General features: G+C 42.2%; 14 protein-coding genes and 2 rRNA genes. 10 read left to right on the forward strand and 6 right to left on the reverse strand.

Annotation, left to right across the window (positions count from 1 at the left end; translation table 11 throughout):
• From Q7S11_01665 to rodA, 4 genes are all read left to right on the forward strand, one after another.
• Window positions 1-2,833, forward strand: a 23S ribosomal RNA gene (locus Q7S11_01665); the annotation flags it as partial.
• Between the two features lie 280 nt (window positions 2,834-3,113).
• A 5S ribosomal RNA gene (rrf, locus tag Q7S11_01670) occupies window positions 3,114-3,220 on the forward strand.
• A 109-nt stretch (window positions 3,221-3,329) separates the two neighbouring features.
• Window positions 3,330-4,745 carry a vWA domain-containing protein gene (locus Q7S11_01675; GenBank protein ID MDO8572461.1) on the forward strand — a complete coding sequence of 472 codons (1,416 nt, stop codon included), beginning with the start codon at window positions 3,330-3,332 and terminating at the stop codon, window positions 4,743-4,745.
• 217 nt (window positions 4,746-4,962) lie between these two features.
• Window positions 4,963-6,111, forward strand: coding sequence for a rod shape-determining protein RodA (gene rodA, locus Q7S11_01680; protein MDO8572462.1), 1,149 nt, complete (start codon window positions 4,963-4,965; stop codon window positions 6,109-6,111).
• Window positions 6,112-6,145: 34 nt separating this feature from the next.
• Here rodA and Q7S11_01685 read toward each other — a convergent pair whose 3' ends face one another.
• Window positions 6,146-6,487 carry a hypothetical protein gene (locus Q7S11_01685; GenBank protein MDO8572463.1) on the reverse strand — a complete coding sequence of 114 codons (342 nt, stop codon included), beginning with the start codon at window positions 6,485-6,487 and terminating at the stop codon, window positions 6,146-6,148.
• A gap of 15 nt (window positions 6,488-6,502) precedes the next feature.
• Entirely contained in the window at window positions 6,503-6,817 is a 315-nt protein-coding gene (locus tag Q7S11_01690) for a hypothetical protein (protein MDO8572464.1), read from the reverse strand.
• A 94-nt stretch (window positions 6,818-6,911) separates the two neighbouring features.
• Here Q7S11_01690 and lnt point away from each other — a divergent pair, with 94 nt between their 5' ends.
• Complete coding sequence (lnt, locus tag Q7S11_01695; protein MDO8572465.1) at window positions 6,912-8,426, forward strand: apolipoprotein N-acyltransferase; 1,515 nt, start codon at window positions 6,912-6,914, stop codon at window positions 8,424-8,426.
• A gap of 54 nt (window positions 8,427-8,480) precedes the next feature.
• Here the strand turns inward: lnt and Q7S11_01700 are convergent, their stop codons facing one another.
• From Q7S11_01700 to Q7S11_01715, 4 genes are all read right to left on the reverse strand, one after another.
• Window positions 8,481-9,185: a prepilin-type N-terminal cleavage/methylation domain-containing protein gene (locus Q7S11_01700; protein MDO8572466.1), complete on the reverse strand. Its 705-nt coding sequence runs from the start codon at window positions 9,183-9,185 to the stop codon at window positions 8,481-8,483.
• 231 nt (window positions 9,186-9,416) lie between these two features.
• On the reverse strand, window positions 9,417-10,019 hold the full coding sequence (locus Q7S11_01705; GenBank protein ID MDO8572467.1) for a type II secretion system protein: 603 nt from the start codon (window positions 10,017-10,019) through the stop codon (window positions 9,417-9,419).
• Window positions 10,020-10,113: 94 nt separating this feature from the next.
• Window positions 10,114-10,749: a prepilin-type N-terminal cleavage/methylation domain-containing protein gene (locus Q7S11_01710; GenBank protein MDO8572468.1), complete on the reverse strand. Its 636-nt coding sequence runs from the start codon at window positions 10,747-10,749 to the stop codon at window positions 10,114-10,116.
• Window positions 10,750-10,758: 9 nt separating this feature from the next.
• Window positions 10,759-11,970, reverse strand: a complete 1,212-nt coding sequence (locus Q7S11_01715; protein MDO8572469.1) for a glycosyltransferase family 4 protein — start codon at window positions 11,968-11,970, stop codon at window positions 10,759-10,761.
• A 194-nt stretch (window positions 11,971-12,164) separates the two neighbouring features.
• Between Q7S11_01715 and Q7S11_01720 the strand changes: the two genes are divergently transcribed.
• The 5 genes from Q7S11_01720 to secF all read left to right on the forward strand — a co-directional run.
• Window positions 12,165-13,490: an exopolysaccharide biosynthesis polyprenyl glycosylphosphotransferase gene (locus Q7S11_01720; protein MDO8572470.1), complete on the forward strand. Its 1,326-nt coding sequence runs from the start codon at window positions 12,165-12,167 to the stop codon at window positions 13,488-13,490.
• A 16-nt stretch (window positions 13,491-13,506) separates the two neighbouring features.
• Window positions 13,507-14,019 (forward strand): phosphatase PAP2 family protein, encoded by a 513-nt coding sequence (locus Q7S11_01725; GenBank protein ID MDO8572471.1) that lies wholly within the window; start codon window positions 13,507-13,509, stop codon window positions 14,017-14,019.
• Between the two features lie 53 nt (window positions 14,020-14,072).
• Complete coding sequence (locus Q7S11_01730; GenBank protein ID MDO8572472.1) at window positions 14,073-17,174, forward strand: peptidoglycan-binding protein; 3,102 nt, start codon at window positions 14,073-14,075, stop codon at window positions 17,172-17,174.
• 76 nt (window positions 17,175-17,250) lie between these two features.
• Entirely contained in the window at window positions 17,251-18,702 is a 1,452-nt protein-coding gene (gene secD / locus Q7S11_01735; GenBank protein ID MDO8572473.1) for a protein translocase subunit SecD, read from the forward strand.
• A gap of 9 nt (window positions 18,703-18,711) precedes the next feature.
• On the forward strand, window positions 18,712-19,563 hold an 852-nt coding region (secF, locus tag Q7S11_01740; GenBank protein MDO8572474.1), incomplete at its 3' end, for a protein translocase subunit SecF.

Here is a 19,563-nt window from a genome sequence, read left to right on the forward strand (position 1 = left end):
CCGTGGGGGCTAAGCTTCATTGGTCAAAAGGAGAAGAGTCCTTGATCTCAAGTTAAGGTCCCAAAATCTACGTTCAGTGCATCACAAGGAGGTGGAATCTCACAGACAATGAGGATGTTGGCTTAGAAGCAGCCATCATTCAAAGAAAGCGTAACAGCTCACTCATCGAGAGATTCTGCGCCGAAGATAATCGGGGCTTAAACGTAGTACCGAAACTGAGGGCTTGCGCGTTCCTTCGGGAGCGCCAAGCGGTAGGAGAGCATTCGCATCTGCGATGAAGGTAAAGGGGTGACCCATACTGGAGCGTACGGAAGTAAGAATGTTGGCACAAGTAACCGCAATCCCAGTGAGATCCTGGGACGCCGAAAGACTAAGGTTTCCTTGGCGATGTTGATCAGCCAAGGGTTAGTCGGGCCTAAGGTGATGGCGAAAGCCGAAACCGATGGACACATGGTTAATATTCCATGACTCCAACGCGGTGCGATGGGGGGACGAAGTTTAGTATACTTTGCGCATTATTGGATTTGCGTTTGTGCTCGAAGGAAGGTTTCCAGGAAAATCCGGTACCTGCTTTTAATGGCAATTCCAACGAGAATGAAAATTCTTTCCGTTCGCGGAGAGAAAATAGAGTAAAGCAGACTTCCGAGAAAAACCTCTAAGCATAACCGCGGTGGAACCGTACCGTAAACCGACACAGGTAGTCTGGTCGAGAAGACTAAGGCGAACGAGTGATTGTTTCCCAAGGAACTCGGCAAAAAAGCAGCCGTAACTTCGGAATAAGGCTTGCCCCCATTCGCAAGAATGTGGGGCCGCAGCGAAAGTATCCCTGGCAACTGTTTACCAAAAACACAGCTCCCTGCGAACTCGTAAGAGGATGTATAGGGGGTGACGCCTGACCAATGCCAGAAGGTCAAATATCGGTGGTGTGTGCATCACATTGCATGTGATGCCGTAAATGTAAAATGCAAATATCAAAATGAAAAATTGCGGAGTAAGTTTTCTTTAAGAAAATTTACAAATAATAGTTTATTCGCCATAAGGCGAATTCCATAATTTTAAACTTTGATTTTTTAACTTTACATTTACGAGCATCGTGCGCAGCGTGATGCATATGCTGACTGATATAAGCCCTGGTGAATGTCGGCCGTAACTATAAAGTAGGACGTTGTAGTTACGCAAATAAATTTGACTGTATGCTGGAAACTCCTTAGAGCTTCAAGTGCGAAACAGAATCTGAAAAGATAAACTGCCAAGCAAAAATCTTGAAGATTGGACAATCAGCAGGAAAGATTCCTAAAATTCAAAAGAATTATGGAAAATCCTCAGAGACTATACGTCAAACATTCTTAAGGCAAGCACATGCCGACCGCCTTAAGGTAAAGATATAGTCCGATCTTTGCAGTAATGCAAAGTTAACACAATATGAACGGTCCTAAGGTAGCGAAATTCCTTGTCTGGTAAGTTCAGACGTGCACGAATGGCGTAATGACTGGGGAACTGTCTCGGGAAATAGCTCGGTGAAAATACAATACCGGTGAAGATGCCGGTTACCTGCAGTTAGACGAAAAGACCCCAGAAGCTTTACTATAACTTGGTATTGAGTATGTTTTTCGGCTGCGTAGCATAGGCGGGAGACTTTGAAGTTCAGATCTTGGTTTGAATGGAGTCGCCAGTGCAATACCGCCCTTTCGGCAGGCATATTCTAACTTGTACGGCAAAAACGTACAGAGACAGTATCTGGTGGGTAGTTTTGGTGGGGCGCTATCCTCCTAAAAAGTATCGGAGGAGTTTATTAAGGTTCCCTAGGCGCGAATGGAAACCGTGCCGATAGTGTAATGGCACAAGGGAGCTTGACTGTGAGGTGTACATACCGAACAGGTGCGAAAGCAGAACATAGTGAACCGACGGTTCGCATTAGATGCGGCCGGAGATTAACGGATAAAAGCTACTCTGGGGATAACAGGCTAGTTCCGCCCAAGAGTTCATATCGACGGCGGAGTTCGGCACCTCGATGTCGGCTCATCTTATCCTGGGGCTGGAGAAGGTCCCAAGGGTTTGGCTGTTCGCCAATTAAAAAGGTACGTGAGCTGGGTTCAGACCGTAGAGGAGTGAATTACAAAGATATGTTTTCTTCTTTGTAATTGACTTCTCTTAGTCTGAACCCGAGGAGATAAGACTAAACTTATCAAAAAGACATTTATCACGGCGGCTCCGATTAGAAATAATCGCGAGACAAGCCAACTAATATCGGGAAATCCCGACAGACGCGGATGATTGCGGACTAAACGCAGACTGACGCGGAAAGGGTAATTCCGAGGGAAGAGTTAGTTAAAAGTTCATAAAGTCCGCAAAGTTTTTAAAGTAGATGCATTCATATCTCCTTTATAAACTTTTAACTTTGTAACTCTATAAACTTATTCGCCCGTAGAGACTAAACGTTGGCACGCTTACTAAAAATAAGTGCATGCTATAGTCCGATCCCTTCAGCAATGAAGGTTCTTGCATAACGAGACCACGGCAAGATGTAAAACAGAAATGCGTGAGACAGGTTGGTCTCCTATCTACTGCAGGCGTTGATTCTTGAGGAGATTTGCTTCTAGTACGAGAGGACCGAAGTGAACTGACCTCTGGTGTGTCGGCTGTTCCGCCAGGAGCATTGCCGAGTAGCTAAGTCGGGAATGGATAACCTCTGAAAGCATCTAAGAGGGAAGCCAACTCCAAGATTAGGAATCGTTATGAGACCCCTAGGAGATGACTAGGTTGATAGGCTTTAGGTGTACGTAGAGTAATCTACTAAGCCGAGAAGTACTAATTCGTCCATCATTTCCTATTAGGAAATTTGAAAATCACAATACGTGAACAAATATTTTTTTACTTTAGATTAGAGCGCAGAATGTTGGTGATTCGACGCGATGGGTGAGAAGCGAATACTTGGAGCTTCGCAAGACCTTTTGAGACATTTTTGATTGCGTAGCGAATACAAAATGTCCAAAAGGTGTACAGCTTCTGTAAGAAGCACCTGTTCTTATGCGTCCATACCGAACAGTATGTTCGGAAGGATTCCAATATATTCGTAGTGAAATTTGAAAATCAAAAATAATCGAGTATTCTGTGTTGGTGATTTGACGCGATGGGTACACCTGTTCTCATTCCGAACACAGAAGTTAAGCATCGTAGTACCAATGATACTCCTTGTGGGGAAAGTAGGTAATCGCCAACATTCTGCGCTCTAAAATCTAATTATGTTGTTAAGCGGAAAACCCCCACGTGAAATATTTCACGTGGGGGTTTTCCTATTATCCATGATATTTGATATACTCTAATTAATTATGTTGTCTTGGGCTTCAAAACGACAGCTCGTATATCTCCTCCTTGTGGTGGGAGCGCTTGTTATGGTGTCTGCGTATCCGATTTATCGTACATATATATATCACGAAGCTTCATGTTTTGATGGAGCGAGAAATCAAGATGAAGAAGGGGTTGATTGTGGCGGATTATGCAAAGCAGTATGTAGCTTTAGTGTGACGCCCTTGGTTGTGGAATGGAGTCGATTTTTTAAGGTAAATGATGGAACGTATGATCTTGCTGCATATGTTGAGAACAGAAACTTTGGCGCAGGGATTGAACGTATTGGATACAAATTTGAATTGTATGATAATGGGAGCAATCTTCTTGCTACTCAACGAGGAAGTATTTTTGTGAACCCGAGTGAACAATTTGTTATCTACGAATCAAATATAAAAGTAGGGGATGCGACACCCACCCGTGTGTTTTTTGAATTTGATAAACCTCCCCAATGGATAAAAGGAACATTGGCACAGCAAGTTCTTTCGGTAAAATCACGCTCGCTAACAGATCCTTATAGCTCCCCTCATCTCGAAGCAAAGATTTTAAACGATTCAATAGATGCATTTTCAAATGTAACGATATCAGCAATAGTGTATAACAGCAGTAAAAATGCCATTGCTGCTTCAGAAACAACACTTGATGCGATAGGGAAAGGAGAAGAAAAAAAAGTTTTTTTTAGCTGGCCTGCGCCGTTTTTCTCACGTCCCATATCGGGAAGCTGTACTGCGCCTACGGATACCATGCTCGTGTTTGACCGATCGGGAAGTATGGAAAGCGATGGGAAAAATCCTTCTCAACCGCTTACAAACGCAAAAAATGCTGCAAGAACATTTATCGACAAAATTGGACCAGCAGATAAGGTTGGGTTGGTGTCGTTTGCAACAACTGCCTCCGAACCTGTTGACCTTTTTTTGTCCTCTGACGTAGAGCGTGTTAAAAGAGCAATTGAAAAGATTGAAATTTCGAAAGATTCCGAGGCAAGCGGGTATACAAATATGGGGGATGCGATCAAAAAAGCAACGATTGAGCTCTCCTCTTCCAATCACGAAAGCATTGCAAAACGCGCTATAATTGTGTTAACTGACGGTGATTCTAATAGACCTAAAAATCCTAACAATCCAAAAGACACGACGTATCCGGAAATATTTGCAAGTGAAAAAGCAGCAGAAGCGAAAAAAGCAGGAATAAGTATTTACGCAATCGGCCTCGGAAGTGGAGTGAGCGAAGATTACCTCAGAGATACTATTGCTTCTACGCCGGACTATTACTACAAAGCTATTACTTCAGCCAACCTTGAGGGTATTTATGAAAAAATTGCCCGGGATGTTTGTAAGGAAGAAACCTTTACGACTGACGTTTTAATCCATCTTAATCATATGTTACCCCAATCGCGATAAGATTATCTTCTTAACATATATTGTGTAGTAAAAAATGGTATCATTCCAACTGATCACGGCTACTCTTCATTGTGTTGTGCAATAGACGGTAATAGATGGGGAAAATATAATCGATACATCAGCATATTCATTGTTTACTATGCCGATCAACAAAAATATTAATGAGTAAAAATAAACGGCTACTGCCCAGTAATGAGCAAGGCTTTTTCACTACAGGATGAATCTCACTATAAATTTCAAAGAAACAGTTCGAAAGGTTTTTGGCGGTATTGATTGGATACTTTTTATCGCAACTCTTCCTCTTTTGGGGGCAGGGCTTGTTACGATGAACTCATTCATGGGAGAAAATTATTTCTTCGATAAACAGATTATTTGGATTGCAATTTCAATAATCGTGTTTTTTTCTCTAAGCTTTATTGATTTTCGTTTTTTAAAACGAGCCGATCTTCTCGCAACCCTTTTTTTGCTTTTATGTGGGGTGCTCATATTCACCCTTGCGTTGGGAAAAACTGTCAAAGGTGCCCAAAGCTGGCTACATCTTGGTCCCTTATCTCTTCAACCATCCGATCCCATGAAGGTATTACTTATTATTATTCTCGCCAAATATTTTTCACGACGTCACATTGAAATTGCCCACATTCGGCATATTCTCGTTTCTGGGCTATACGCATTTATTCCGTTTGTTCTCATATTCTTTCAGCCAGATTTTGGTTCTGCAATCATTTTGTTTTTTATTTGGCTCGGAATGATTATGGTTTCTGGAGTTTCAAAAAAGCACCTTCTTTTGGTAACACTGATAATCGTTGTATCGTTTACCGTATTTTGGCTTTTTGTCTTCAAGCCCTACCAGAAAGCTCGCATTATCACGTTTCTTCATCCTATCGCTGATATCCATGGAGCTGGCTATAACGCCAACCAGTCAACGATTGCCGTTGGTTCGGGGGAACTTTTCGGTAAAGGAGTTGGGTATGGTACTCAATCGCGACTCAAGTTTTTACCTGAATATCAGACAGACTTTATTTTTGCCGCATTTGCTGAAGAGTGGGGATTCGGTGGGGTCTTACTTTTGTTTATTTTATTTGGAATTGTCATGTGGAGAATTCTTGCAAGTGCGATGATCGGTGCAACGAACTTTGAAATGTTATTTGGCATGGGACTTGCTATCCTGTTTATGAGCCATCTTATTGTGAATATCGGGATGAACATGGGGTTACTTCCGGTAACCGGAATACCGATGCCATTTTTGAGTTATGGAGGATCACATTTGCTCACCGAATTCACGGGGCTTGGTATTCTTATGGGGATGAGGCGGTACGGGCGCGTGTCTCATCGGGATGCAATGAAGAATGAGTTTTTGGGTGTATAACATTGAGGGTTCTTGCATGTATGGCTGGAAGTAATTATTTCTTTACCGCCGTGATTCGCGAAGGAACCGTCTCAATAACCCCAGGCGGGAGCTTTTTTACAATGTCAGCCGGGACGTCTTCTCGATAGAAATTATCAGGGATTCTTCTCATGTCTTCAGAACTTAATCCCAAATTCACCATCACTTCATAAATGTCATTTTTCTTGACTGCCCCAACATTTTTTGCAGTCGAATTTAAAAAGAAAATTTTAATAAATATCCCTGCAAGCAACACTACTCCAATCATTACAATCGCCATTGACCTACCTCCTCCTTGGGAATAACGCGAGAGTCTCTGTGTTGTGGGTGAATAGAATATATAACGTGAATCTTTCATAAATAGTTCAGATTTCTATCGGGATGTATTTCGCGTAGGAAGTGAATCATAGATCTCCATTGGCATCGCCGCTCTTATTTCTGGCGTGATATCTTCTCGATATACTGTTTTCTTGGGACCGATGCCCATCCCATTTATTATTGTAATGATGGTAAGTATGAAAAATATACTGGCAATTCCAAGAAGTATATAATTCGCTTGCGTTTCATCTTTTACCATTCCACCGGAATATTTTATAACCCACCCAATCATTCTCGATGGCGATTGCGCCGATGGATTATTTAAATTTTGTAATTCCCTATCTTCTTGATTAAATTGAATATTTTCCATATGCATGAAAGTATACCAAACTACCATCTGAAAGAAAATAGGAAGGCGCAGGGGGGGGTGGGTGATGCATCGTGCATGATATAATAATCAAATCATGAATAGCACAAACGAACCTCTTGTGACAAGGTTTTTTATTCTTCCAATTTTTTCTGGCATTTTCCTTGCCCTCACCCTTCCATGGTTTGAGCTTTCTTTTTTTGTCTGGGTGGCACTGATCCCTCTGTTCATTTTTATATCAAAACCCGATACATCCCCAACACGCGCATTTCAAGGGGGTCTCATTACGGGCGTTGTGTATTTTTCTACCGTTGTCTATCCACTTTTCTCACTCAAGGCGTGGTGGTGGCTTGATGTGCAAGATATTGTGTATGAAAATAAAATCTTACTCCTTTTTTGGATTCTGTATGCAGGGGTTCTTGTGGGGGGTATTTTATTTGGAATATTTGCCAGAATTTTTAAAAAAATCCACCAAGAAGGATTTGTTTCAGTTTTTATATTATCAGTAGTGTGGGTTTTTTTTGAATATGTTCGTGCAAAAATTTTATTTGGGTTTACATGGGGGCACCTAGGGTACTCACTGCACGATTCCTTGCCTCTTATGCAAGCCGCGCGCTTCGGAGGTATTTACATGGTAAGTTTTTTTGTCGTTCTCGTTAATATCTTACTGTACTACACCATCCATCGACCCCACAAAGACATTGAGGGGGTTGAAGGGCATGCAAAAGCAATGTTATACATACGCTCTATAGGGAAACATTGGTACCCCTATGGCGTGATGTTTATAATGGCAGTTTTGATTTTTGGAGGGAATTTTCTTCTGAATATTTCCAAAAGCGAGTCATTAAAACATCTTCCTATTGCAATTATTCAGCCAGGGAGAAGTGAGAATAGAGAAGGACGCGAGGAAGAAACATTTCAAATGATTGAACAATCTCTTGCTCGGGGTCCCATGATTATTGTAGTTCCCGAGAGCTCATTTCCTTCTATTGTTATAGACGAGGATACGATGCAGACAGCACTGCCCTCATCCCCGATGGGTATGATGCGTCCTCAAGCAAGTAATTTCTACATAAAACTAAAAGACATTTCAAAAGCATATCAAGCTACATCATTTGTCGTTGGCGTGAAAACACAACGCGGAGTATTACACTATAATAGTATGATTGCAGTAGAAGGCGGGGAAGTAACAAGCATTTATCACAAGCGAATATTGTTTCCTTTTTCTGAGAGGTCCATATCGTGGTTTCCTTTTAAAAATCCAGAACCGCTTACTGCAGGTGAGAAAAATAGTGGGCTTATTGTACAAGGAGAGCCGGTATCAGCACTTATATGCTCGGAGTCGCTATTCTCTAACCTTGTGAAAGACGCAGATGCACGATTCATCATTGCTGTTGGCAACGACGGAGTATTCCAAAGTGCTCGTGTTGCTCTATACAATCACATTATCGCAAAATTCATGGCAGTTGAGACAGGAAAGTATGTTGTGCGCGCAATGGAAACGGGAGTATCAAGCATTATTACTCCCACGGGAACCCTTGCTTTAATAAGTGATGGGGAGAATAAAGGAATATTTTTCGGGGAGGTAGCATTAGATGAGGAAGAGTTTTGATGGAGAAACTAAAAAACAAAGAGTTACTTCTCCACTTTTTTTGTCTTCATGACATCAAAGTGTCGAAACATTTGTGCTCATACTCCAATTTTTTGAAACGTCGGACGAATAGAGTGCAATAGAAGGGAGAACCCCAAACAAGAAATCCCAATCCCGCATATTTTCAGGGATATTATTTGAATTTTCAGCCATTACGGAAATTGTTATTTTGTAATCCTTTCCGCTGTTGCTTACTTTATAGAAATAACCACAGATAGAACAAGGAGGATTAAATCGCCCACTCGACGGAACACTTGGATCCGATGGTCGCGGTTTTAAATAACGTGTCGGTGATTCAAGCGCAAAAATTTTACTAGCGTCATATGCTCCGAATAGTACATTGGAGCATTCCCAGCAGTCTATGCGATATTGACTGGAGTCCACAGTTGCAGGATAGCGCCCATTGTCTTGGTAGTAGAGCTCAAGAGCACGTTGAAGTTGTACAATGTCTTGAATGCGCTTACTGTCTCTTGCTTTCACGCGAGCACTGGTAAGCGAGGATAACACCACACTGGAGAGTAGTCCTATAATCGAAATTACCACAAGGAGTTCTATTAAAGTAAAGCCCCTCTTATTCCTATATTTTACTTTAGACTCGCTGCGCAATAATTTTTCGTAACGAGATGACGAATTTTCTGGCGAAAACAACGAAGCGCGAGGAGGTGAATACAGCGTATTCATTGACGAGTGATGAGTTGTTTGTAGCCGAAAATTCGTCATGGTAGTAGAAAAGGTTATTGCGCAGCGGGTCTTTTATAAAAAGTGAATTCGAGCATGTTTTTAATTCACTATAAAGTATAGTATGCGTGGCGCTGAACACCAAGTACTACCAGTTTTACTCCGGAAATATGATTTATTGATGGGGGGGGGTGATGCGACGTATTTTCGTACATCAATGTATCCTTACATCGAAACAAAAAAATATCTGACCACACTCATATTCACTAAATGTTACCAAAACAATGGATTGTAGCCAACCCTTTTTTGCCCATCATTGAAAAGAAAAATTGCTGTTCCGGCGGGGCCAAGAATTGTCGTTGTTTCTGTGTAAAGAAGCAATACATAACATTTACCCTCGGTTGTTTGACTGGTGCATATGCCTTCGGCGGCAAGATTCCCCCCAAAAAAATTTTTAAGTCTGCTGTATGAAAGTCGTGACATGGTCGCTCCTGATTTGTCGCTATTTGAAAACATTCCCAGGGTCGGCATCGTAGACATGAAGGGGGCGATAGCATTTTTGAATGTGGAATCCGTATTCGCACCTTTAATGCTCGTATAGTAAACTAACGGATTTACCGATGGCGCATCTGCGGTTCCAGGAGGGTAGAAATTATTAGGGTCATTATCCGCGTATAGTTCAAAAGCTTTTTGAAACTCTTTTGCAGTGCTTAGTATATAGGCATCCCGCGCTTTCGCACGCGCTTGGTTCATTGAAGCCAAAACAATACTTGCTAAAATTCCTATAATTGAAATTACAACCAGAAGTTCTATCAAGGTAAAGCCTCCTTTGTATACCCGTTTTGTTTTATAGAAATTGGATTCGAAGATTTTCATGTATACCAGTGTATCAAAAATTATTCATACGCCATACGGAGTAGGGGTCGAGTACGGAGGTCGGACTTCCGTATGAATAAAATAAAGAAGTTACTTAAAGTTTAAAATCATAGAAACACCACGTTGCACCAACGAAAATACCACTATCACCTTTTTCACCAAAGGTACAATCTGCAGTACCATGGAATACCCAAGCCATCCATGCAGAATCACAAATTCCTTTAGCTGTAATGTTTTTACAAAGATATATGGGACCTTGGAAATAAAACGGATTTTTTGTAGGATCCCCGATCCAGTATACTTCAACATCTTTAAAAGGCGGCTGAACGGCAACCCATTTTGATATGGCACCGTTAATCACCGCATCTTGGGGATAAGAATCAGTACCCTTAACATAAACATTGTTTTTAAAGAGAATGCATTCTTTCGCCACGCTACCAGGAGAATCTGCAAGACAGACAGAACGACAGTCCTCAAAAGCACTATTACCTTGATCTTTACAGTCATTAGGTCCATTGCCGAGTTTTTGATGGGGAAATCCACCATTTTCAATGCGATAAAAATTAATCGCATCCGCATAGTTCTCAATTACGATTTGTCGGCTGATATTCTCCGCTTTTTCTTTTGCTCCTTTGATTGAGACTGAAATTACTCCGGCCAAAATGGTAAGAATGGCAATGACGACAAGAATTTCAACAAGAGTAAATCCTCGCGAATAAGTTTTTCTCATGTCTTAATTCTACCGCATCGTACTTCTTTTGTCATTGAAGTTATACATGATTTCCGTTTCCTCCGTCATTTTTTTGAGTGAGAAATTATGCACCACTTTTTCTTTCAGAGACGCACCGAATTCAATTCGCTTTTGTCGGTTGGTGAGTAAGAAGTGGAGCGCGAGTGCGATTTCGTCAGGATTTCTCGGCTTTACGAGTATTCCGGAAGTCATGTCTTTTATAATTTCAGAGATTCCACCTACCGCGCTTGCCAGAACAGAAAGTCCTGCTATGCCTGCTTCGAGAATTACGTAGGGCAAACCTTCTTTAATTGAAGGGAGAATAAAAATATCAAATGCGCGAAGGAGTGATGAGGCGTTTTCTTGTTTACCCACAAGATACACGTTGTGATGGAGACCCAGTTCCTCTATGAGTTTCTCAAGGGGGACTCGCTCTTCGCCTTCGCCGATAATTACCAATACAAATTTTTCAATATTTATTTTTTCCTTAAGTAGATGAATTGCTTTGATTGCAAAAGGAAGTCCTTTGTTGTTGTGAAGTTCCGCAATAGTTCCTATCCAGAGTGTTTTATTCAAAGAAGTGGCGCGTTCTCCGAGGAGAATTTCTCTTGCGGAATTCTTTGCCAAGAATTTTATTGTTCTTACCCCGTTGTGTATCCTGATAATTTTGTGATTGAGAAACAACATACGCCCTGCTTGGTCTCTGTCGAAATCCGACACCGTAATTGTTTTATGTGAAAGGGCGATCGTAAGCCAGGAGGTACATACAATAAGAAATCTTGAAATCGTACCTCGTTCCTCATTGAATGCCCATCCATGGGCGGTGAAAATAATATTAGTTTTAAGTTTTAAGTTTTTAGTTTGTAGGTATGAAAGAAGATTGCAAATACGGGCGGCGAGGGCGCCAATGCCTCCTGCTTTGGAGCTATTGAGGTGGATAATATCGGGTTTTTCCCGGAGGAAAATTTTAAGAAGTGTAAAAAAAGATGCAATGTCTTTGAATATTTTTATATCACGTCCAAGTTCATGCAGAGAAATCACAGGTACTCCGGCATCACCAAGTCTTTTTGCCAATTCTCCCTCCCCACCAAAAACCACCGCAACATCGTATTTTGATTTTTGTAAGCTTGTCGCAAGGTCATATACGTAGCGTTGCGCTCCGCCCCAGTTGCTTTTGGTAATAACGTAGAGTATTTTTGTTTTCTTATTTCCTGTTGACATAATATTTGGTTTTCCAGTCGGCGATGAGAATTTTCAATTATCAATTTCCAGTTTCCAATCAATTTACCATGAAATAATTTTTAAACATTAAAACATTGAAAATTTAATGAACATTGAGTCTTGAACATTAAAAATTAACCCCTGTTGTCTATCCTATAGTACATACTATATACTACATAAATACATATTAATATATGATGGTTCAAAACAAAAAAGAACCCCTCATCCTCTTTGGGGGCGACATAGTTTTCTTTTTTACGGCGTTGTGGTTTACGCTTACATTGCGCTATGCCGAGTTGCCATCCCAAGGGCTTCTCGTAAACCATCTTGCCCCATTTTCAATCCTCTCCATTTCATGGGTGGTTGTCTTTTTTATCGCTGGTCTGTATGAGAAACATACGCGGATCCTAAAAAGCCGCCTGCCGTCTGTCATCTTCAATGCGCAAGTCACCAACAGTATCATTGCGGTGATTTTTTTCTATTTTATCCCGTATTTTGGTATCACGCCCAAAACAATTCTTTTCATGTATCTTTTTGTTTCCTTTGCGCTTGTTTTGCTTTGGAGATTATACTTCGTGCCGTCTCTTGGTTTTAGAAAAAGAGAAAATGCCATTCTCATCGGAAGCGGGGAAGAGATGAAGGAACTTAGGGAAGAGGTTAACAACAACCCGCGCTATAATCTCAAATTTATATCATCGGTTGACCTCAACGAGATTGATGCGCTTGATTTTCAAGACGAGATTCTCAATACCATCTATAGCGAAGGAGTGTCATCCATCGTTATTGATCTTAAAAATGAAAAAGTGGAGCCGATTCTTCCGCATTTCTACAACTTAATCTTTTCCAAGATCAAATTTATCGATACCTACAAAGTGTATGAGGATATATTTGACCGTGTCCCACTTTCGCTCCTGGGTTATAATTGGTTTTTGGAAAATATCTCCTCTTCTTCGCGTGCCGGATATGATTTTGTGAAGCGGGCTATGGATATCGTCCTCTCGTTTACTCTCGGCACACTTTCACTTCTTGCATATCCATTTGTTATTGTTGCGATAAAACTTGATGACGGAGGCGTGATATTTTTCACCCAAGAGCGTGTGGGGCAGAATAATAAGATTATTAAAATTCTCAAATTTCGTTCAATGACTGAAGATGAACCAAAACAGGTTACCCGTGTTGGGGAATTGTTACGTAAAACACGAATTGATGAACTCCCGCAACTTTGGAATGTATTGCTCGGAGATCTCTCTCTGGTCGGTCCTCGACCGGAAGTTCCCAGCCTTGTGAGAGTTTATGAAAAAGAAATACCGTATTACAATGTGCGACATCTCATTAAGCCGGGACTTTCAGGATGGGCACAGTTGTATCACTACAATCATCCCCACCACAAGGCCGATGCACACGAGACAAAAATAAAACTTTCCTATGATTTGTATTATATTAAAAACAGATCACTTATTCTTGAATTAAAAATCGCTATCAAGACATTAAAAGTACTTCTTTCGCAAAAAGGGGTTTAATGTTTAAATATAATACATGACATTTAATACATTCTTATTCCAATTCCTAAATGGATTTACTCAACACGAAGTGCTTTCTCGGTTCATAGTTTTTTTTGCAAATGATTTCGGTTTCTTGCTCATCGGCGGACTCTTAGTATATTTATTTACTCACAAAGACAAAAAAAGGGGAGCACGCGATGTAGTTGTGGTGATTACCGCGGCTCTAATCGCTTGGGGACTGGCACATCTCATTAAATATCTCTATCCGCATGCACGCCCATCGACACTTTCTAGTACCCACGTATTACTGTCGGAGAACGATTCGTCTTTTCCATCGGGACACGCCACATTTTTCTCCGCTCTTGCAACAGCGCTTTATTTTTATCACAAACAGCTCGGTCTTGTGTATGCATTGGGCGCACTCCTAATCGGTATTACGCGTGTCATGGCAGGTATTCATTGGCCTCTCGATATTCTTGCGGGGTATATTTTGGGGGGAATAATCGGAGTGGTAACGTATCGCATATATCAAAAAATTTATGCTTGATATAAAAATTATGGCCCTAAAAGTTTCTGATTTTCCAATATAATTAAATGTGTATGATGTTATATAAAAAATTGAAATTATTTTTTGGACGCAGATCTTATCTTACAGAGGTTCGCGTCTCACTCTTCCACCTCAAACTGTTATTGGTTCTCTTTTTTTTCTCGATCTTCTTACTTCCCTCTGTGGTGAGCGCCACCAATGCAGTTCGCTATATCGATCCCACGTGCGCAACGCCTGGCAACGGCACATCTAAGGATTGCAACGCTGGTGCCTCCGCTCCGCTCGCCACATGGCCAGCTTCTAATAGTTTTTCGCTTGCCACCGATTATCTTCAAAAAGCGGGAACTTCAGTGGGCGGTATTTGCGGACGTATCATCAACACCGCCGGAACTGCTAAAGATCCGATTATTTTGGGGTCATATGGCGTCGGAGCGAAGCCGCAGGTCGTGTGCCCCAACAGCAATTACGTATTTGCTGTTATAAAGGGATACAACACGATTCGCGATTTGGAATTAACGGCAGGTCAGTATTGTATTTACAACCAGCCAAATACGGATACTGCGAAAGGTGTGTTGATTACCAACAATAAATTCACTTCGTGTGTTACCGGCGCCACTATCGTTGATACCTTCTCCGTTGCTACGAGAGATTGGGATGATTTCACATTTTCAAACAACGAGGTAGTTAATTCCGGGCCTGTGATTACCTTTTCAATAAACAATAGTAACACTAGCACCTATTCAAATCAGAACATCGTAGGAAACAATATTCATGACTGTCGTGTTTCAACAGGATGGGCATTGGGGGAAATCGCTATGCCTGGAGATGAACCATCAGCTATAAAATTTGACACACTCAACATCTCCAATAACACCTTTACTGACTGCAAACCCGGAGGCATCGATATCCCCGTCTACATGATCCGCTTCTCTTGGCATGTCTCCTCAAATGTTTATTCTGCCCATAGAGATCGGATTACGAACCTCTCGGTGACCGGCAACACTTTCACTAACATTAACGGAGGAATCTGGATTACTCACACGTATGGCGATAATCAACGGAGCAATGTGATTTCTAATAATACGATTAAAACATCTTATGGCAACGCTGCTATTTCGCTTTTCTATAACAAAAATATGACTATTTCCGGCAATATCATCGACACGGTCATTCCAATTTCTGGGTCTTCTTTTATTGATGGCATGGGAATTGATATTGATTTCTACAATACTTCCCTTTTAGTAGAGAATAATAAAATATCTAATACTCTTGGTCACCCTTCTGTTATTTACAGCGGTCAATGTATTTACTGGGCATATGCTGTTCCTCCGGGTATCATCAGAAATAACATCTGCGAAAATAACAAGTTCGGTTTGCATCTTCAGACAAACCAGGATACCAACGGCGGATCCTTTTCACGGGGAGTATACGATCCGCTCTACGTCTACAACAATACGATTATTAACCCCTCCACAGCAGGCATATACTTGGCTTACGATTCCCGTTCCCGAAACAAGATATGGAACAATGTTGTCATTAATGCGCTCACAAACGGAAGTAGAGGTTACTGCCGCAATACGTATGGCGCTGGCGCAAGCGTTGTTCAAGATCTCCGGTCAAACATATTTTACAATAACCTATCGAATAATTATGTTGTCGGAAATCTTGGATCAGGTGCACCCAACTGTTCTTTTCTTTCCGCGACAAGCACTAACAGTACGGAAGCACCGCAAGATATATATAGCAACCCTTATCTTGGAATGGGAGGCAGGATTACAAGTTCAGTATCGTCGGTTATTGATGCTGGGGTAAACGTTAGTTCTCTCAGTGGCAGAACAACCGACATTGACGGCGCACCTATTTATGGCACGGACGATATTGGAGCTTTTGAATATCAGCCTCCGTACCAGATGGGCGCCCGTGCTCTTCCGATCGGTGGCAGTTTTCGCGTGTATAAAGATGGAAAATATCGGATGACTGCGGCCACCTCAAGCTCTGTGACAGCGAATTTATCAATCGCTCCCACGGGGGGATTTTCTGTGGGCGACTATGGTGAATGGGCCGATATACATATTTCAAATTGGAATATGTCCAGCGATTTTTCAAAGTCATGGACCGAAAAATTATTTGTAGCGACACCGCTCCTTCACACCATAGGAGATCTTGCGCCCAACGGATTTTATACGGTGAAGATTGACGGATTATTCTACGAAAATATACAGGCGGATGCGGGAGGGCAAGCATTTTTTGTCCATGCAAACGCCACCTCCACGCATACCATTGATGTTGCTCCCGACCCATCAGCAGAAAAAAATATTTTACTTCCCGCACCTTCAAACCTCTCCGCGACACCACTTTCTTCTGGACACATAAAATTGGAATGGTCTTCTGTTTCTGGCGTCAATATCATGAGTTACGGTATTTATCGCAATAGTGCATTGATCGCCTCTGTCGCGGGAACGGCATATGACGATGTCGGTCTTACTCCCTCGACAGTGTATACCTATGCAGTCGTTGCTATGGGAACTGGTACAACCTCTCCTCGATCAGCTGAAGTTTCAGTGACAACTCTGGCGTTTATGGCGCCGACATCATCAGGAGGTTCCCCATCTTCCCCTTCTGTTCCTGTTTCTCCACAACAAAATCTCAATGAGCTTCCCCTTGTTCCACAAAAGGAAACATTATCACTCTTTTCGCCGACATTACCTCCCTCAATAGTAAATATACTTCCTTCTCCCGTTTTCCCGCACCTCACGGGTCCTTTTGGTATCGGCATGAATAATGCTCAAGTAAGAACGCTTCAGGAAATACTCAAGCACGAAGGAAGTTTTACAGGAGAAGCAACCGGCTACTATGGAACTATCACTCAAAAAGCAGTGGAGACATTCCAGACTAAATACAACCTTGTTACCACGGGCTCTCCTTCTACCACTGGCTACGGACTCGCAGGACCTGCCACCCGCGCAAAACTCAATTCACTCTATGCTTCGACAAGCTCAGCACAAGGTGCAGGAGGGGGAGGCAGTGGAGGAATATCCACCGACCGTGAAGCACTTCTCGCATCGTTGCGTAAACAAGTCGAAGAGCTGATCAAGATTCTCCAAGGACTCATTGCCAAGCTTGCGGCGATCAAGGCGGGGGAGAGGGGGAGGTAGTGCCATGCTTTACGTTTTCAGTACAAATAGTTGCAAAACATAAAGAAATCCCTATAATAGCGACATACTCTTAGTTATGTGGAAAACACGCCTAATAGCAATAGTGCTTTTGGTAGCCGGTATCGGAATTGGCTATTTTATTTATGCCTCTGAAGGGGCTCTTCATAGTTCTCGTGTTGTTCCCGGGAGTGTCACACTGAGCAAATTTCCCTTTAAACTCGGCCTTGATCTCTCCGGAGGGGCTCATCTTATTTACCGCGCCGACCTTGCGTCAACGACGGCTTCAGAACGCAAAGATTCCATGGATGCCTTGCGCGATGTTATTGAACGACGCGTAAATCTTTTTGGTGTTGCAGAACCGTTGGTGCAGATCGAGAGTGGAGCAAACGATCGCGAAGGCAGACTCATTGTGGAACTTCCCGGAGTTACTGATGTGAACAAAGCGATTCAGTTGATCGGAGAAACTCCGACACTTGAATTTATGAAAGAACGAAGCAAAGAGGAAATTGATGCATACCAAAAAGCAGTTGAAACATTTCAAAAAGAACAAAAAGATGGGAAGACGCCCAATATTACCCCAGAGCTTATTGCAGGTCCTTATGAGCCAACTAGTCTCACGGGGCGTTACCTTAAGCGTGCGACACTTGAGTTTGATCAAACCACCCGCGAACCGATTGTAAGTATTGAATTTAACGAAGAGGGTGCAAAGTTATTCGCAAGCATCACAAAAGAAAACGTTGGGAAAACAGTCGCAATTTATCTTGACCGCAATCTTGGAAACTTAGAGCCAATTTCAGCGCCCGTTGTACGTGAAGAGATTACTGGCGGCAAGGCGCAAATTACCGGAAAATTTACTCCCGAAGAAGCGAAAGGGCTTGTGGGGCGACTCAACTCTGGCGCGCTTCCTGTGGACAAAATGGAACTTCTTTCCACTGAAACGATTGGCGCGACACTTGGAGAAAAAGCTGCGAAAGATGGGGTGAAGGCGGGGATCTACGGTCTCCTTGTTGTTGCTGTATTTCTTCTTGTTTGGTATCGTTTGCCAGGTTTTCTTGCGGTAGTAGCACTTGGTATGTATGTGGTGATGATGCTCGCGCTCTTCAAACTTGTTCCCGTGACACTTACTGCCGCGGGTATTGCCGGCTTCATTCTCTCTATCGGCATGGCGGTGGACGCCAATATTCTTATTTTTGCGCGCATGAAAGAAGAACTTGCGACAGGGAAAACCGTGAGTGATGCAATCCACGAAGGATTTCATCGCGCATGGCTCTCCATTCGTGACTCGAATATTTCAAGTATCATCACCGCAGTGATTTTGTTCTGGTTTGGCACGAGCTTGATTGAAGGATTTGCACTTACGTTTGGGATCGGTGTTTTAGTGAGTATGTTTACCGCGATTACGATCACACGAACCTTACTTTTTGCGCTCGGTGTGCAAGAGAACAGGGGACTCGCTAAATTTCTTTTCGGAAGCGGTGTTCTTCCTCAAAAAAATGTATCATTGGAGAGAATGGGTATCAAAAAATAAATTTTAATTATGTTTATCGTAAAATACAGAAAAATATTCTTTGCAATCTCCGCCATGCTTGTCGTTGTGTCGATTGCTGTCGTTATTATTCGAGGACTTCATTTCGGTATCGATTTTAAAGGCGGTTCACTTACGGAAGTAAGTTATAAAGACGCTCGACCGGAAACTCTGGAATTAAAAACTGCCGTTGATGTGCTTTCGCTTGGCGATGTGCGTATTCAGCCAGCAGGAGAGCGTGATGTGATCATTCGCACTAAAAGTTTAAGTACCGATGAACACTCGACACTTCTTACTGCACTTTCATTTGATGGGAAATCTCTCTTCGAAGAAAAGCGTTTCAGCTCGATTGGGCCAGTGGTTGGGAAAGAGCTCCGTTCTAAGGCGTGGGTCGCTATTTTCCTTGTTATTTTAGGCATTGTCCTCTTTGTCGCGTTTGCGTTTCGCCATGTATCAGAGCCGGTTGCGTCGTGGAAATATGGCTTGATTATCGTTATTTCACTTCTTCATGACATCATTATTCCAACGGGGGTCGTTGCATTTTTGGGCAAAGATGTTGATACATTGTTTATCATCGCACTCCTCTCTATTATGGGTCTTTCAGTACACGACAGTATCGTCGTGTTTGACCGAGTCAGAGAAAATTTACGGCTTAAGAAAGGGCGCGATTTCAGCGAGACGGTGGGGAAGAGTCTCGAGCAAACATTTGTCCGTTCTATCAATACCTCGCTCACCATCATCCTTGTGCTCTTTGCCCTCTATTTCTTTGGTCCTACATCAACAAAAGATTTCTCACTCATTCTTCTCATCGGAATGTTCTTCGGAACGTACTCATCTATTTTCCTCGGCTCGCCGCTGTTGGTG

This window comes from bacterium (genome assembly GCA_030648955.1).
Lineage (GTDB): Bacteria > Patescibacteriota > Minisyncoccia > Phycocordibacterales > JAUSHB01 > JAUSHB01.